Genomic DNA, 17,532 nt, shown 5'->3' on the forward strand with positions numbered 1-17,532 from the left:
ATATAAGGACAGCAGAACGTACCGGAAATGCTGAATATCCGTATTTGCAACGATGCCCGCTCAAATTTTTTGGGATGAGCCTGGCTATTTTATTATCGTCTGCCGCGCAGCAGTGGCCGGCTGGTGACCTGAGAGGGTTTATCCATTAACTTCCAATGCTCATTTTCCGAATAGACTCTTCCACTCTTAGGAATGATAGAGCCAACGAGTAAATCAACATGGTGAGGTTGTAGACCAAGTTGGTTAAATGCTGCAACATCGACATTCATTGGTGCTGTCGGGAACTTTTTGTAGTCCTTTTCTAAAATGGCATCTTCTGCAATCGCTTTAAATACTGAAGAAGGTATCTCGAATGATTTTATAACAAACGGCAGTTTTTCTTTGGGATTTTCAGTTTTTTGTTCGTAAAACTGTAATGCCCGACGTGGGTTGCCGAAATTATAGAACGCAAGATTGCCACTGGATTTACCCTTATTGGCAGCAATATAATTTTTAGAAAATTGATACCATCCACCTCTCTTCTGCGCCTCGCCTGGCATGGTTTTATTCAGGTAGTCCTCTTTGCCGCCATGTTCGTTATTCCTGTTAGGAATCGCTATTTTCACTCCCCCGGTACCGGTAATCCCAGTATAAAGAAACTTCTCTGATTGTTGCGCCACTTCCACACGATAAACAGTGACGTTTTCAGTTGTTATGCCATGCAGGTTAATTTCTTCAGCCGTTGCCACTTTAGGTTCTGCAAAAGGCAACTCGTTAAAGAGACCCAATGTTTCCCGTTCTTTGGTTGGCCCACGATAAGCTTCATGCCATAAACTATTTGTGCCTGATATTTTTGGCGCAAGTTCATCGCGTGTACCCAAACTATGCTCGCTGAAAGGTAATTGTTTAAACGCTTCCCGGGTATACCACTGTTCCGGTGCTAATCCATCGGGATCATGTAATGTCACTGGATTATTCCGAACCATCCTGTAAAGGTTCACTCCATCTGCTGTTCCGGCAGGGTCTGCACTTAACCATCTCCCTACCCACGGTTGATAATATCGATAACCATAGTAGTACAGCCCCGTAGCATCCCGTTCTTTGCCTGAGTAGCGAATAAATTTGTAACTGGCTTCAGTTTGGTTTCTCACTGACCATAAAGCCGTACCACCGAATGGATAGTACTCTTCGTGGCTGATAATTCCCCCCTTGTAATCTAGCTCAAGCTGGCTGGAGCCGGGGAGGTTATCGTAGCTGTAACGTATTTGATTGTTTTTGATATCTGTTGGTGGTTTGGTTTCCCAGTGCAGTATCCGCACTTGTGCACGACCGGCCTCACCCACAGTGATAACTTGCAATTCTTGCTTTATGATAGGGCCGTGTTGGGTTGTGCGCAGCTCCAATCCTGGCAGATAAATGACTCGCTGTTGGTGAGTGAGGTATTGGGTTTGCTGTTCACTCACTTTCAGCAATCGCATTCCATCGCTGCCATAGCGATACCATTCCCTATCACTATTGATTCTGTTTCCCTGAGTTGCCTGTATCACCTGTTCTAACTGACCGCGGGTGTTCCAGCTCAGGTAGTGTCCCTGTACTAATGTATTCTGGTGGCCGCCGGCGTCAAACAAATCATCCACGAGCATTGGATTATCGGTCAATGTGCTCCACACTGCGCGGTTACTGCGGTTTGAAACCGTTATCTTTGTAGTATAGCTGCCTTGGATGGCGGGTGAACTGTGTTGGATTCGAGTCAGATTGCCGCCACGGTCATAAGTATAGGTACGGATATATCTGGTGTAAGTATTGCTGTCAGAAGGCAGAACAGGAGAGGGTAGTAAGTTATTGTGCTGGCCGATATTTGCCATTTCCCGGCCAGTTGCTTCGATTAACTGGTATAGAGAATCGTAGCTATAGGTATTCTTCGGTACCACTTTTTGGTTGCGCCAGAAGCGGGTGGCTTCTGCACTATTACGAATATTAATGACATTACCCACCGGATCATATTCATAGCGTAAATCTTGTAACACTTTGCTGTCTAATTCGCGGTGGGTGGTAATGCTAATCAGACGTTGTGTTTCCGGTTCATAAGTGTATTCGGTAATTATACCGTTACCATGTATTTCTTGCAGTTTCTGCCCAGCGGCTGAATAATTCAGGGATTTGACTATAATCTGTTCACTCTGGTCTTTTACTGTCAGCTTGCTGCTGCTCAATTGTCCGGCAATATTGTAGGTCAGACGCTGTATATTGCCTTTTGTATCCGTCTGCGTCAGTAATGCACCGGTAGCGTCAAAGGTGTTTTGTGTGGTGTAGGCCTCGCTATCCAGTAGACTCTGGTTGGTGACTTGGTTACCATCTTTCCAGTCTGCCTGATAATTATCGGACAGCAATTGACGGGATTGTGATAAGACGGTTCCGGTTAGTGACCGGCTTTCTAACTGGGTTAGCCCCGCGGTGTCATAGTGATTCACACACTGGCCGACAAGGTTGTGGTCTTTTTCCGCCTGTGTGTTCCGGGACCAGATAAGGCGTTCAGTCACTCGGGCAGTTGCTTCTCCAGATACCTGTTCAGTGACTGATAACAGGCGGCCCGGCAAGGAAGTGGCTTCATATTGCCGGGTTTGTATAACGTTGGTTGCGGTTTTTGTCAGTACCGGGCGGCCTTCAATATCATTGAGGGTGACGGTGTGGCCTGCATCAACACTCTCTGTACTTAGGATATTGCCGGTCAGATCGTACTGCCAGGTAAAATTGGGTTTTACTGAACTATCAGTTTGCATGGCGTCATACAGGCGCGGATCAATACGTTGGATCCGGAATCCATAAGCATCGTACTGATGACGGGTGATACGGGTATCGGTATCACCTCCTGCTGTAGTGCGGTGAAAACTGATTTCACGGATGGTCAGGCCACGGTTGTCCCGAACGTTGACGGTAGGAGTGCCGGCAAAGGTTACCGGATTAAAAAAGGATGTCATATTACTGTTCCTCATGTTGATAGATACTGCCCCGCCATGTATTGCGGGGCAACGGGTAAAATTATGGGTTTCTTGACGCGGTGTCGTTTTCATCTTCACTGATGATAAACCACGGGGTGTACTGTTTTTCCCGCAGGTATTTCTTCGCGGTGATGACTTTGTATTCACGTCCCAATGGATCATAAATGTGGGTATCGGCGAATAGGTCATCGCGCGCGCTGTCGTCACTGACATAGCGCCAGTCATTCAGAAAATAAGGCTGATAAGTGCGCACAGGCTGACCTTTGTCATCGTATTCCGTGCGACCGGAAACGGCCCAACGGGTGTTCGTTGACGCGCTGACCAACGTCCCATTAGCATCCACTACCAGCCCGCCGTCTTCTTGCCGTTGCCAGGCATCACCGAATTCATGACGAACAGAACTCTGGAGTAACCGGTCAAAACCGTCGCTAAAACTCACCGTTTGTTGGTGCTGCTGCTGTGGCTCGCTGTCGTAACGGTCGGTGGTGATCATCAGCCCATGTGGAGGCAAACGGGGAATATCCGCCAATAAGGAGGCTTCATGAACAGTCAGTTTCTGGCTGTCTGTCGCGTGTTTCCAGCCCAGAGCGTACACCTTCCCATCCTCGGTGACTACCTGAGTGGTACGAAGTTGCTTCCATCGGGTTTCGGCCTGTTCTTGTGATCCGAAAAGCTGAGACGGGGATAGCGACGGCATCCAACTGTCAACGGCATAAACTGTACATTGAGCAACGGGAAGCGCACCTGTTAACGCTAGCGCTTTATCAACGGAATCTGGTGGCGTAAAGGGTTTCTCTTCTGGTGTTGAATAACCTGTGGTTTGTCCGGACTCTGTGCCCCAGAACCGGCTAGTGGTCACGCGGCCCAGCGCATCCAGTGTCACAATGTGTTGATTATCATTAACATCTGTCAGTTGTACCGGTGTCAGGAAACGATAATCGTAATGGGCTTGCGTCGTTAATCCTGCGGCGTCCTGAGTTTGAGTGACCACACAATAATAGGTATCCCAGCTCAGGGTGGTTTTTCCTGTTAGTAATGAGTTGCGTTGAGCCTGAGGCCGCCAGAATTTGCCGGCATCACCGTAATCGGTATATCCCTGACGTGCTACCCATACCTGACTTTCTGATCCGGTATTAAACAGCCGTGCAGCCTGTTGATAACCGGCTTGTGTCAGTACGGTATTTAGCTCCTGCTCTTCCATGACGTCTTTGTAAGCCTGCAATGAAGTTTCGTCCAGCATGGCAGTTTCGCTGAATGCCACCAGTGCTTGAAGTGTTGGTTTTTCCAGCGGTGTATCTGATTGACCTGCGGTATACAATGTCCTTTGTTGTCCCAGATAAACCGCAGCTTTCTCATCTGCCAGCAAGCCATCTTCTTTCAGCAACACTTCAAGAGAAATCCCTTCTGCTGGAATTTTAGTCCGGTCATAGGTATAAACATCACTGCGTTGCGCATCAGGTAAACCCAGCCGCCAGTTTTCTCCGTCAATCAGGTGATACCAGCGACTTTTTTGCCGAACCAGACGCAGCAACTGTTGCTGGTCATCATAGCTGCTGTCGAACAGCGTATCCGGCAGCGTTGGCGGGTAGGGATTTTCAGCGGGTTTTACCCTGCGCGGCCAGGCAATATCAACGCTTTGCAGAGGGAGGCCAAAAATATCTTGTTGCAGTTGGATATGCTGAGTGAGCTGTGGGTCACTGGTAATACGCTCATAGTGATAGCTGCGGTTTTCAATGGCGGTGATCCAAACGGCTAATTCAGTTTCTTTATTGACGGGAATAGACCGTGCCTGATAGCGCGACTCACTGATGGCATAAGGGATTGTTTGATTATCTGTTCCGTCCAGACCATAGACCTCATTGCGCAGCAGCCGGCCTTTAAGTGCTCTGGTCAGCCAGTGACGCTGTGTGTCATTGGGGGTGAACACCTTGTCTGTTTGGCTGGCATTGTCCCAGGTGGTATAGCGGGTTTCAAATCCGGTATAAGCCTGAGTGTCTCCTTGCCAGTATTCCCCAGCTAACTGGCTATCTACTTCATCCATCCCGGTGGCGAACCAACTGATGCTCAGTGACGGTGCGGCCTGTTCCGGTGCGGTACCGTGAGAAAACGTCGTGATATCTGTCTGTCTGACACAACCAAACCCTCTGAACTCGCGCTCTTTACCATCCCAGACGCCGTGGCTGTAGCTGACTTCACTGGTGAGTCGGTTACCGCTGATTTCATCCTGAATTTCGGTATGCCATAGCAGATGCATTGGAAACGGCAGGTAACAAGCCGGTGATTTGCCCGCTTTAGTGAGCTGTAACTTCTCATCCAACCAGAATTGGGCAGAACTGCGGTAATGCAGGGTGTGATGTGCGCCGCGGTTATTGTTCATCGCATTTAATAACCAGGGCTTGGTCAGTGACAGGTCACAACGCCAGTGATGTGGTGCCATATGAGGCACGGTCAAAATCAGGCTGGCTACTCCCAGCCCCTGGATATCGGCAACCTGTAGCTGACAGGTGTTATCGAATTGTACCCCTTTAGGCAAAGTTAATGTTAGTGGGGCATCAAACTGATTACCGCTTTGGTTGAGATAAATCAGCAGGGAGTTGGATTGAGCATAGATAAGGTCGGTGGTGCCGGAGCCGTCAATATCGGCCAGAAACAGCTGTTCAGGATTGAAGCTGCTTTCGGGCTGGCTGAATCCTGGCAGGATCAGTGGCTGACCGAAACGGCCATGCCCCAGATTGGGCCAGCAAGTGACGCGGTTAGCCCGGATTTCCACCAGATGTTGCTGACCGGAACCGAGCATATCACTAAATGCCACCAGTTTACGGGCATCGGTTCCGGTGACCGGCAGGGTGATACCTGCGGATTGGGGGACATCCTGACCTTTGCGCCAGCCATCTCGCTGGTTCGCATACAGACGTACACTTTTCGGCCCGATTAACACCAAATCGGATAAGCCTGCCCCGACAAGATCGGCGAACTGGGCGCTTGGATGGAAATATTCCACTGGCAAGGCATTGATTGGCGTAAAGTGAGTCCATTTACCGTCGGGCTGCTGGCTGTGGTATCCCCGGACACCGGAGGCGGTGACCACCCAATCCAGTTGACCATCCCCGTTGATATCCATCAATGAGGCATTTTCCTGCAAATTGGGCAGGGTGGGCAGCGGCGCTATTTTGCTGTAGGCCACGGCATTACTGTCTTCGCCTTCCTGACGTTGCGGGGCTTTATACCACCAGGCACCACGTTCCTGATATAACATGCCGGGCAACCCTTCTCCGCGCAAATCAACCAGTTGATAACGTTGTTGGGGATTAAAGTTATCCAGCCCATCGAACCGTTGCCAGGCCGGTATCTTTTCATGGTCGAATCGTTGCCAGGCTAACTCCAGAGGAGGCAGGGTGATAGGAGTGCCGTCGGGTTCGTGACTTAATTGACGGGCGGCAGTTAATGTGGTGATACCGGCATTTTTGTCATAGTCCAGTATCAGGCGTCCGACCAGCTCCGGAGTGTTATTGGTGCCGACGTCTCCGGCCAGCAACGTGGTGCGGTGAAACATCAGCACTTGTTGACACAGACGGCGGGTACGCACTTCAAAACCGTATTCATAGCGGGAGAAAGTATCCGGGCGTACAGACCATTGCGCTGTACCTGTATCCCATGTTGGTACGGCATAAAGTGAAGTATCCCGCTCACCGTGGTCAAAGATCAGATGAAATAACCACTCTTCCGGGGCAGGTGGTGTGTTATCCAATATAAACAGGCTGGTTTGCGGTTTGACATTCCCATAATTCACCTGCACCAGATAGCGTTGTGCGGTGGTATTCGGGTGACGTGTTTTTTCGTTATCGTCGCAATTAGCTTCATCTTCGGCCCGGTACTGGTAGCTGACATGCTCACCGGTCGGCGTCACAGTTTCTTCCAATAACCACTGGGCGATTTGCTGGTCATTTTGCGGATTAGTCAGGCAAGCCTGTGCTTTTTTTCCCAGAATATGCCATTGTCCGTCCGGTGATGATATCAGCCAGAACGCGCGACCTTCCTGACCGGAGGCCGGTTGCCAGTATTCGATTTTACTGAAATCCTGTATCTGGCGGGGCTGATAGTGGGTCACGGTATAGGAAACCGGCAGGGTAACGCCTTGCAGCGTCTTAACGTCCTGTCGAATATCGGGTTGTCCCTGATCATTCAGAGCGATATTCATCACTTCACCGCTTGGGGATAAAAATGTGTCGTTATTATCGTACTGTGGAATACCGTGTTGAGTACGTCGGCTAATAGTCGTGACGCCGCATTGCCAGCCGATACCGAAAGGCCCGTTACCTGCACTGCTGCTATACGTTAGTGATAACCCAGGAGCAGGACCCCGCCCGGCAGAGAGAGGTAACGGCAGGGAGAGAGTTGCCATTCCATCAGGACCGGCGGCGTTAAGTGCTTCTCCCATACCACTGATAGCGCCGCCGCCTTTGGGAAGTGACAGCGTTGTAACTGATACTTCTGATGAATCCTGCATAAAATACTCCTTATGACAGGCCCCTTACAGGGACCTGTGATAGACAAAGAAAAGAAATTTACGCGTCTCTAATGATGTAATTCAGATGCACAATGATGTCACTCAAGTTGGCAACCCGATCATGTGGCGATTTCCGCATCCATTGTCAGCGTGGCTTCAATATCCCGATACGGCCCCAGCCGTGTTGGCAGGGTTACCGCGATACGTTTAATGCGGCGTTTCTTTTCGCTACTCATGTTGTTCGGGTGTACCTGATAACAATGATGTTTTATTTTGCATAACAGTCACCATGACATGGCTTAGAATTAGCACGTCTCGGAAGGTTAGTTGCGAAGATCAAGCTAGCTTTCTTTGTGTGACAACTCATAAGTATTCCTTTCTATTTTTACTTATTTATTGCTAATTCATTTAATGTGGTACATGGATGGATAAAATGACCAGCTCGAGAAATCCTATCCAATATGCTTATGGCAAAAGGTGCTATAAAAATTAATTGATGATAATGGACTAATCCATGATTTATCTTAGGTATTAGACTTACTTCACTATTTAGTAAGTTTTCCTAATTGATAGAGGGATGACTTTATAGTGTGGGAGCTTATTATGTTAAGCTTATTTTTTATTAATCCAGGAACAAAAAATTAATCCAATGATGGCAGTGGAGGAACCACATAACGGTTTGAGCCTGAAAATAATCAGGCTTGTATTTATCGGGGCGTGTTTGATCTTCTGCCAGCCAATTTATTGATAATTTTTAGACGCTTCGTGAATAAATATCCTCTCTGTCTATTTGCTGGCTAAAACGCACAAAAGCCGGTTTTATTCGCTCTTGCCAGCTTCATTTGAGTTATAACGATGCTTGTTATTACCGCATCTTGCGCCACAATGGCATGATATTGGTTAATACGTCAGGGGGAGGACAAGGATCATTCACCTTTGTCATTTTCCATAAACCGGTATGGCTTTTACGGGCAGCATTATTGGACATAAATACTTGATATAACGAACCTGTGTCTCCGGCATGATTATGGGTATCGAGGAAGCCTTTGTTTCCCCACTGATTATAGAGAGAAAGGCTATCGCCTTCTCTGATGCTTCCATTTGGCGGCGTAGTTTCGCAATAAATAACCCATTCCAAGCTTGCTTTTTTACGGATATCTGAGGTGTAGACTTGGTGTATCTCCGTTGATTGCTCATCTTGATCCCTCACATCATAGTACCGTAAGTAACCGCCATCACAGTAATACAGGTTGTGAAGTAAGATAATATCATTATTCATTATCTCACTCCCGGTAGGTTTTTCTGTTGCTGATTCAATTCGCCATGCTCCGCCATAAATAGCTAAAGATGCATCTACTGTTACAACAGCATATTTGGTACCGGGTCTATTACCGTTGCCAAATACACTGAGATATCCACCGCTCCAGTTCTTATAGCTGTTTAATATTGTCACGGTATCTCCATATTTAAGTATATTCTCCATCATTTCCTCGGCAAGTATGTTATTTTTCTCTGAACAATTGATACCTACCTGAAATTACTTTCCATTTGATAATGCTATTTCTTGCATATATTCCTGGCGTCATTTCAGGGTTTGGCTATCGTAACAAGCGGGTTATCTCGCCTTTTCTGTGATCCCTTGTGGGCTAGAAATAGGGTCGAATGCCTGCATGACTGAATATTCATAGCAATGGGAGATAGAGAAAGAAAAGATAAAAAAGTTAATTTTTATCGAATGAGGGGGTATTTGGCGGATTGCCGGTTTTTTCCTGGTTATTACGTTACCTAAAAGTTGAAATATTATTTTTTCTGTTTATCACAGTGTACTATAGCCGTGAGAGAAGTATCTTTTTGCTGATATATCTATCGTGGAGCACAACAAAAAGCGACATAACGCCGCTTCAATTGATAGATATATTTCATCTCTACTGACATTGCTGGATTTGCCAGGACGATATGTTTTTACTTTTTGTGATTCACGCCTGCGGCCAGATCAACACCACTACGCTGTCGTTATACTTATCGGCGGTACCTGTTTCAGCACCAATAATGGTTGTCCTTGGTTTTGCGTCAAGAGGATTATTGGCATAACGCAACTTGCATGGTTTGCCATCACCTGCAATTTCGATGCAGACTTTGCCTGTGCCTGATGGATAGGTCTTGAAGCCCAATACGCTATTTATGCCTTTACCGGTTAATGTATCTGCCAGCTGGTCGTCAATATACACTTTTATCGTTTGCTGATGGATATCGGTATTAACGTAGGCAGACAGGCCAAACTTTACATTGTGAGGTAACTGGATGCAGTGTTTACCGGTGTTGTTGGTGCCACATGTTCCGCCACAATTTCCACTGCTGTTACTGCCTAATAGATCGGTATCAACCGATACCGCAGCTTGAATTTTATTGAAAGTCACTCCATGCCAATAGGTTTGAATGGTGGTAGGTCCACCATCAATAGCATTCGATTTCGTGTTATATCGGATATAGCGATTGCCTTTGAAAAGATAAATTATAGAGCCGGCAATATTCTTCCATAAAATAACAGCATCCAGATTTTCACTGAATCCTGAGTATTTCCCTGTTGTTCCCCATCGGTTTGAAATAGTTTTCTTATTGGTTGTATGTGAACTCATTGTATAATCGATGCAATCTTTGCCTTTAAAAAAACAAACGGTATTTGTTGTCAATTCTGTGGCTGCGTCTATGCCGTTTTCAAATCCAGTTCCTTTCAACCCAGGCCATCCATCCACAACGGGTTTTGGTCCATCGATTATCTGCATTTTTGCAATGTCGAATTTAAGATATTGCGATCCTTTGAAAAAATATAATGAGCCGTTTAAGTTAATCACATCGTCAATATCTTTTTGGAACTCGATGGGCAGGTTGGGCCAGTCATTACTGATAGGCTGGGGAGTATCTCCTTTGTTTATTTGAGGATCATCATAATATTTAATGTTTTCTGTATTAAGAAAGAAGTAGGTATTGGTATTCATTAGTGTGTATCCTTAATCATAGTTGAGTTAAACATTATTTTGGTGATTTATTAACTTTCTGCTTTCAGATATAACAGCAATACATTTCTGTCTTATGATAATGGCCAATTCAACACTACCACACTATCGTCGTAATTGTTATTGATTCCATTGCTGGCGCCGATAATGGTGGTTCCCGGTTTTTCGTCGAGTGGGTTATAGGCATAACGGAGTTTGCATGGTTTGTCATCTCCGGTAATCTCGATGCAGATTTTTCCTGTACCGGATGTGTAGGTTTTGACATCTATTATGTGACTTATTCCCTTACCGGTTACTGTGTCTACCAGAAGATCGTCAATATACACTTTTATGGTTTGCTGATGAATGTCGGTATTTACGTAAGCTGTCAGGCCAAACCGGATACTATGAGGCAATTTAAAACAATGTTTACCGGTGTTATTGGTACCGCATGCTCCACCACAGCTCCCACTGATATCACTGCCTAATGCATTGACATCAACCGATACTGCCGCTTGGATTTTATTGAAAGTAACACCTTTCCATTTAGTTTGAATCGGGGCTGGCTCACCATTAATAGTATTCAACATCAGATGTAATCGGAGATAATCATTACCTTTGAAAAGGTAAATAAAAGGACCGACATTTCGCCATAAAATAGCCGCATCCAGATTTGCACTGAATTTTGCGTATTTTCCGGTAATATTCCATCTTTCTGCGATGGTTTTTTTGTCAATGGTATGTGAACTCACGGTGTAATTGACACAATCTTTACCTTTAAAGAAGTAAACAATATCTTTTTTTACATCTATCCATTCTGTAGCGGCATCTATCCCATTTTCGAATTCAGTTCCTTTTAATCCGGGCCACCCATCCACAATGGGTTTTGGCCCCTCACTCACCTGTGCTTTCGCTATATCGAATTTGAGATATTGTGAGCCTTTAAAAAAAATACAAATAACCATTTAAATTAATCACATCGTCAATATGTCTTTGAAACTCTATAGGCAGGTTGGGCCAATTGTTACGGATAGATTGGGGATAGCCAGTGTCTACTTTATCTAATAGGTCATCATATTTAATATTTTCTGAGTTAAGGAATAAGTAGGTGCTTGTATTCTTGTCACTACCTATATCGCTGTCACTGCCTAATAAATCTGTATCAACCGATACTGCGGCTTGAATTTTGTTGAAAGTGACGCCTATCCAATTAGTTTTATTAGGGGTAGTTGGCCCTCCATCAATAGCATTTAATTTCAGGTTAAATCGAATGTTAGAATTACCTTTGAATATGAAGATATAATGGTATCCTCGGGTCCGCCATAAAATAGCCGCATCAAGATTCGCATTGAATTCTGCATATTTTCCTGTTGTTCCTAATTTTTCAGAGATAGTTCTCTGGTTTATCGTATGTGAGCTCACGGTATAATCGATACAATCGCTACCCTTAAAGAAACAAACAACATCTGTTTTGTCTGGGGTATTTATATCTATCCATTCCGTGGCTGCATCTATCCCGTTTTCAAATTCGGTTCCTGCTAATCCAGGCCATCCTTCCACAATGGGCCTCGGTCCATCACTTACTTGCGCTTTCGCGATATCGAATTTAAGATATTGTGAACCCTTAAAAAAATATAAATAGCCATTTAAATTAATAATATCATCGATATGCCTTTGAAATTCGGCAGGAAGGTTAGGCCAATCATTATTGATAGGTTTGGGATAACCTGAGTATACGCCATTAGAGCCAGAGATTTCATTATATTTAATATTTTCTGCATTAAGAAAAAGATAACTGGATGTATTCATTGTTATATGTCCTTTATGATGATTAGACTTTAGCATATTATTTTAATTTTTTTTCTTGCAACTGAAAAAATAGGGTAAGAATGATGTTAAAATATTATACTTTAATTTTGTCATGTTTTTACCTGTCGGCTATATAGGAGTATTTATATTATTGAAGTTAATGCTTTTGATAGGTTATAAGCAAGATTATATATTGGTAACTTGTTAATAGATTTAATGTTGTTGAGTTTTTTGTAACTGTGTATGCTGTTTTGGTTAACAGAGTATTTAATAAAATTTGACTTATATTATGGTTGATGTTTAGCTATGAAAATAAAACCCATATGATTCAGAGGTTATTATTTGAAATGGATTCACAATTCCTGCTGATTGTTTTAATAAGCTATAATAATAAAGAGAAATTATAATTTTTTGTTTATTAACTGAAATAGGCGTAATTTGTTTTTTGAAAATGGCGTTATGAATTGGTAATTTATTTCATGTGGTTGAATTTATCTTCTTGTTTTTCAAATAGACATGAAGATATTTCTTTATTTTAGCATTAAAAATGAATTCTCTCTGAGAAATAAAAAATTAATGTGTAATTGTATCTTTTATAAGAGGATATTTTAATTATGAAATTAGGACAAAATGAACATCTAATCTCAACTGACGGTTCATCTAATTCCAATGCAGTGCCAATAACAGTATGGGAGCCAAATTTGTATCCCGCTGGCCGGTGGGTTGATGCTACAACGCAACGGGCTGGATTGTTGTTTAAGGAATCAGCCCGTGTGACGAGTGCCTGGGATGTAGTAACTGTTGGAGGAAGGAAAGCTTTCAAATCGCAAACTTTGACTAAATCTGGCGCTAATGGTCAATGTTTTGGGATTGCAACAGATACGCCGGTTAATGCCAGACACTGTTATTGTGAGCTTGACTTGTTTTGCAATCCATACCCTGAAATTACAGTGTGTGTGCTATCTAAACAAACTAATGCAAGCGGTACATATGTAGATATTGGTTACGGCTATATGGCTATTCACTTGAGTGGGGGATATAAAAATAAGCCTCAATGGCAGCCATCAAACATTCCGTTAGGTTCTTCGATTGACACGGCGACGCCTTATGCCATGGTTTGGAACCTTCAAGCGGCTAATTTGATTCAGTCAGTAAATTTTGTTGGTAAACAAACAGATGGTATTTACAAAGGCCAACCGACGTTGGGTAATACTCATGCTGGCGTTGCGCTGAGTTATGAGTGGCCGAAAAATACTTGGTCACGCTGGCGTATTGGATTGCTTGCGGCAAATAATGGTACATTAATCATCGAATGGTATAACACTGTGGTCGATAAATGGAAGGTAGAGCTTTGCCAATATAATATGAACACGCTTATGACGGGAAATCTTGCGTCAGGTCAGATTGGGATTATGTATGGTACGCTTTCTCATGCTACCACAGTAGATCAACAAAATTCTCTTTATAGAACACCATTTGATCGAGCGATATTTTTTCAAGATTTTTAATATGGAGTATTGAGTTTGATTATTTAACTATCTTTTATGATATATATAAAGGGGCTTTCTTCTTAGCCCCATATATTGTTGTAATATATACCTGTTATCTTTCAAGTTGCCTCTTTGTTGGCTGCACTCACTCACCCCGGTCACATAGTTCGCTATGCTCCCGGGGATTCGCTCCCTTGCCGCCGCGATGCATCTTGAAATCTATAGGGTATAATCGCTGAAATTAATTAAGCCAAATGATTGCACTGAATAACCGCAGAGATAGATGCATATGAATCGATATGTACCGTGCTACCACGTACATTACTCCATTGAGCTTTTATAGTAGAAACATTAGACGCAAGAGAACAACGGGCGACCAGTGTGAATGGCATACGTCCATAGGATTCTGGACTCTTATTACTGTAAGTAAATCCACCAAAAGCCAATTGTTCGCCTTTATCAGTTACAATGATAAAGTTCCCTCCAGGAAAATTGTTACCTGAAGCATAGGGAGTTGGTATATTTAACGTGATTAATGCTGTTAAGCATGGTGAATTCGAATACTTTGAAACATTAAGTTCCAAACCAGGTATATCAACATAATTTTGGCTTGATGTTTGTAAGGGATTGCTGCGTGGATCTATTGATGTAAAAACAATTGCCATAATTAATACTCCTAGGTTAGTTATTTTCGTTTTTTCTTATTTAGATCCCTCTATAATGCTTATCCTAATTTTTAATTTATACAAATCACCTTATCATAGGATTCTATTATTTATCTCTTTAAAAATTAAACAAACATCACTGTTTTTTATTAATAAAGTTCATGGCTAAATTAAATAGATAGATGATTTATATTATTTTCACTGATTTTTAACTCAATGTTAATATTTAATTGACAGATAATTTAGATACAAAAGTTTCATCATTTCTCTTATTTTTTATCTGGTGTTGTTCATTTCGGTATATTAGTGTTATTATAGTTATAACTCAGTCCGTTTAGTGGTTTGGGATTTTTTGCAATTGATCAGATCACAAAAATTGGACTGAGTTTTCTCCAAGTGATCCATGTTTTGAAAAGTTATTTTGTATATGTAAAAATTAATACCATTAATGGATTATAAATAAAGCTATATATTAACAATTCATTAGTGAATTCAATGCTGTTTGTTTTTTTTGATTCTTTTAAATTTCTATAGCTGGTATTTTATTTGGTTGGGTTTTTCTTCTTTTTTTAAATGATTGTGAGGGTTTTTATTTATTTTTAAATTAAATCTAACCCTGATTTTAGGTATGAAAAGTAAGATTGAAGTGTAATTTTATCTTTATATAGGGGGATATTTTAGTCATGAAATTAGAACAACATGAAAGTTCAATCTCAATTGAAAATTTATCTAATTCCAATTCCGTTCCAATAACGGTATGGGAGCCAAATTTGTATCATGAAGGTCGGTGGATAGATGCGACAACACAGCAAGTTGGCGTGTTGTTTAAGGATTCAGCCTATGCGACTAGCGCTTGGGATATAGTCAGTGTTGGGGGAAGGAAAGCTTTCAAGGCGCTAACTTTGTCTAAATCTAGCAGTTATGGTAGTCAATGTTTCGGGATTGCAACAGATATACCTGTTGATGCCAGACATTGCTATTGTGAGCTTGATTTATTTTGTAATCCATACCCTGAAATTACAGTGTGTGTATTATCCAAGAAAACCAGTGCAAGCGGTACATATCGAAATATTGGTTACGGCTATATGGCGATTCACTTGACTGGGGGGTATAAAGGTAAGCCTCAATGGATGCCATCAAACATTCCATTGGGTACTTCGATTGATACTGCAACGCCTTATGTCATGGTTTGGAATCTTCAAGCGGCTAATTTGATTCAGTCAGTTAATTTTGTTGGTAAACAAATAGATGGTATTTATAAAGGTCAACCGACACTAGGTAGTACTTCTTCTGGTGTTGCACTGAGTTATGAATGGCCGAAAAATACTTGGTCACGCTGGCGAATTGGATTGCTTGCTGAAAATAACGGCACATTAATAATCGAGTGGTATAACACTGTGGCAGATAAATGGAAGGTAGAACTTTGCCAGTACAATATGAATACGCTTATGACAGGAAATCTTGCGTCAGGCCAGATAGGGATTATGTATGGTATGTCTTCTAACGCTACCACAGTAGATCAACAAAATTCTCTTTACCGAACACCATTTGATCGAGCGATATTTTTGCAAGATTTTTAATATGGAATCTGGTTAATTTAATCATCTTGTATGATATATACCTAATAGATTTCGAGTTGCAGCGAGGCGGCAAGTGAATGAATCCCCAGGAGCATAGATAACTATGTGACTGGGGTGAGTGAAAGCAGCCAACAAAGCAGCAACTTGAAAGATGAAGGGTATATCTTGCGTGACATATACAAAGGGGCTTTTTTTAGCCCCATATTTAAACCAGCGGATAAATATTTACACAGGAACTCTTAAGATTGTCTAACTTTGGTCAAGTATAGAGATGAATGTGCATAGCTGTAATATTATTTTAGTAAGAAATTTACAACAACGGCCAGTTCAATACCACTATGCTGTCATTATAGTTATTTTTGTTACCATTTTCGGCGCCGATGATAACGGCTCCAGGCTTTCCGTCAAGGGTATTATCGAAATAACGGAGTTTGCATGGTTTGCTATCCCCGACAATTTCGATACAGACTTTACCTGTACCTGATGTATAGGTTTTAACGCCAATGACATTATCTGTTCCTCTTCTGGTCAATGTATCTACCAGAAGGTTGTCAATATACACTTTTATAGTTTGCTGATGAGTGCTTGTATTGGCGTAGGCTGTCAGGCCAAATCTGATACTGTGAGGTAATTCAAAACAGTGTTTACCTGTGTCATTGGTACCGCATACTCCACACTTTCCATTATTATTGTCCCGCTTACTGCCTAACAAATCTGCGTCAACTGATACTGCGGCTTGAATTTTGTTGAAGGTTACTCCAGGCCAACCAGCTTGGATGGATCCAGGTCCAGCATCAATAGCGCCTGTTTTCGTATTATATCGGATGTAATTATTGTTTTTGAAAAAGTAAATAAAATAGCTGGCAATATTTCTCCATAAAATAACGGAATCTAGATTATTACTGTACTCTGCATATTTATTAATTGTTCCCCACCCGGCTGATATAGTATCCATATAAATCGTGTGTGAACTGATAGTATATTTGAGATAATGGCTTCCTTTAAAAAAATAAACAATATTTTGTTTTTCGTCTACCCATTCTGTGGCTGCATCTATTCCGTTTTCAAATTCGGTTCCTGTTAATCCAGGCCATCCGTCTACAATGGGTTTTGGCCCTTCACTCACCTGAGCTTTCGCTATATCGAATTTAAGATATTTTGAACCTTTAAAAAAATACAAGTAACCGTTTAAATTAATTACATCGTCAATATGCCTTTGAAACTCGTCAGGAAGGTTGGGCCAATATTTACTGATAGGCTGTGGAGTGGTTCCTTTATTTATTTGTGGATCATCATAATATTTAATATTTTCTGTGTTGAGGAAGAGGTAGGTATTTGTATTCATTATTATATATCCTTTGAGATAATCAAATTTTAACGTATGGCGGATTCGACTAATAAGTGCAATTTTTCAGAAAGGCGGTCAGTTGCTATAGTAGGCACCTTTCCCGCCACAGGAAAATGCACTATGGCCTATACACAACTGACCGAGACAGAAAGATATCAGATT

General features: G+C 42.5%; 10 protein-coding genes. 2 read left to right on the plus strand and 8 right to left on the minus strand.

Going from position 1 to position 17,532, the window contains the following annotated elements:
• Positions 1-92 precede the first annotated feature (92 nt).
• The 6 genes from C5470_RS18435 to C5470_RS18465 form a co-directional block, all read right to left on the minus strand.
• Complete coding sequence (locus C5470_RS18435) at positions 93-2,957, minus strand: RHS repeat protein (protein ID WP_166291137.1); 2,865 nt, start codon at positions 2,955-2,957, stop codon at positions 93-95.
• A gap of 61 nt (positions 2,958-3,018) precedes the next feature.
• On the minus strand, positions 3,019-7,485 hold the full coding sequence (locus tag C5470_RS18440; protein ID WP_166291139.1) for a SpvB/TcaC N-terminal domain-containing protein: 4,467 nt from the start codon (positions 7,483-7,485) through the stop codon (positions 3,019-3,021).
• A gap of 865 nt (positions 7,486-8,350) precedes the next feature.
• Positions 8,351-8,938 (minus strand): hypothetical protein, encoded by a 588-nt coding sequence (locus C5470_RS18450; protein WP_339916958.1) that lies wholly within the window; start codon positions 8,936-8,938, stop codon positions 8,351-8,353.
• Between the two features lie 523 nt (positions 8,939-9,461).
• Positions 9,462-10,481, minus strand: a complete 1,020-nt coding sequence (locus C5470_RS18455) for a fucose-binding lectin II (protein WP_166291141.1) — start codon at positions 10,479-10,481, stop codon at positions 9,462-9,464.
• Positions 10,482-10,573: 92 nt separating this feature from the next.
• Positions 10,574-11,443, minus strand: coding sequence for a fucose-binding lectin II (locus tag C5470_RS18460; protein WP_242688114.1), 870 nt, complete (start codon positions 11,441-11,443; stop codon positions 10,574-10,576).
• Positions 11,421-12,287, minus strand: coding sequence for a hemopexin repeat-containing protein (locus tag C5470_RS18465; protein ID WP_242688125.1), 867 nt, complete (start codon positions 12,285-12,287; stop codon positions 11,421-11,423). The genes C5470_RS18460 and C5470_RS18465 overlap by 23 nt, the downstream gene beginning before the upstream one ends.
• Before the next feature lie 614 nt (positions 12,288-12,901).
• Here C5470_RS18465 and C5470_RS18470 point away from each other — a divergent pair.
• The gene (locus C5470_RS18470; protein WP_166291143.1) at positions 12,902-13,795 is read left to right on the plus strand and encodes a type 2 periplasmic-binding domain-containing protein; all 894 of its coding nucleotides are present in this window, start codon (positions 12,902-12,904) and stop codon (positions 13,793-13,795) included.
• 227 nt (positions 13,796-14,022) lie between these two features.
• Here C5470_RS18470 and C5470_RS18475 read toward each other — a convergent pair whose 3' ends face one another.
• A complete protein-coding gene (locus C5470_RS18475) occupies positions 14,023-14,442 on the minus strand; it encodes a hypothetical protein (RefSeq protein ID WP_036844662.1) in 420 nt (139 codons plus the stop codon).
• A gap of 683 nt (positions 14,443-15,125) precedes the next feature.
• Here C5470_RS18475 and C5470_RS18480 point away from each other — a divergent pair.
• Positions 15,126-16,022, plus strand: a complete 897-nt coding sequence (locus tag C5470_RS18480) for a hypothetical protein (protein WP_166291145.1) — start codon at positions 15,126-15,128, stop codon at positions 16,020-16,022.
• A 310-nt stretch (positions 16,023-16,332) separates the two neighbouring features.
• Here the strand turns inward: C5470_RS18480 and C5470_RS18485 are convergent, their stop codons facing one another.
• On the minus strand, positions 16,333-17,367 hold the full coding sequence (locus C5470_RS18485; protein ID WP_166291147.1) for a fucose-binding lectin II: 1,035 nt from the start codon (positions 17,365-17,367) through the stop codon (positions 16,333-16,335).
• Between the last annotated feature and the right edge of the window lie 165 nt (positions 17,368-17,532).

Origin of the sequence: Photorhabdus stackebrandtii (assembly GCF_011189495.1) — a bacterium.
GTDB lineage: Bacteria > Pseudomonadota > Gammaproteobacteria > Enterobacterales > Enterobacteriaceae > Photorhabdus > Photorhabdus khanii.

Excerpts from the sequence above, each read along its gene's own strand:
- C5470_RS18435 (WP_166291137.1), bottom strand. The coding sequence starts at position 2,957 with ATGACATCCTTTTTTAATCCGGTAACCTTTGCCGGCACTCCTACCGTC.
- C5470_RS18440 (WP_166291139.1), bottom strand. The coding sequence starts at position 7,485 with ATGCAGGATTCATCAGAAGTATCAGTTACAACGCTGTCACTTCCCAAA.
- C5470_RS18455 (WP_166291141.1), bottom strand. The coding sequence starts at position 10,481 with ATGAATACCAATACCTACTTCTTTCTTAATACAGAAAACATTAAATAT.
- C5470_RS18460 (WP_242688114.1), bottom strand. The coding sequence starts at position 11,443 with ATGGTTATTTGTATTTTTTTTAAAGGCTCACAATATCTCAAATTCGAT.
- C5470_RS18465 (WP_242688125.1), bottom strand. The coding sequence starts at position 12,287 with ATGAATACATCCAGTTATCTTTTTCTTAATGCAGAAAATATTAAATAT.
- C5470_RS18470 (WP_166291143.1), top strand. The coding sequence starts at position 12,902 with ATGAAATTAGGACAAAATGAACATCTAATCTCAACTGACGGTTCATCT.
- C5470_RS18475 (WP_036844662.1), bottom strand. The coding sequence starts at position 14,442 with ATGGCAATTGTTTTTACATCAATAGATCCACGCAGCAATCCCTTACAA.
- C5470_RS18480 (WP_166291145.1), top strand. The coding sequence starts at position 15,126 with ATGAAATTAGAACAACATGAAAGTTCAATCTCAATTGAAAATTTATCT.
- C5470_RS18485 (WP_166291147.1), bottom strand. The coding sequence starts at position 17,367 with ATGAATACAAATACCTACCTCTTCCTCAACACAGAAAATATTAAATAT.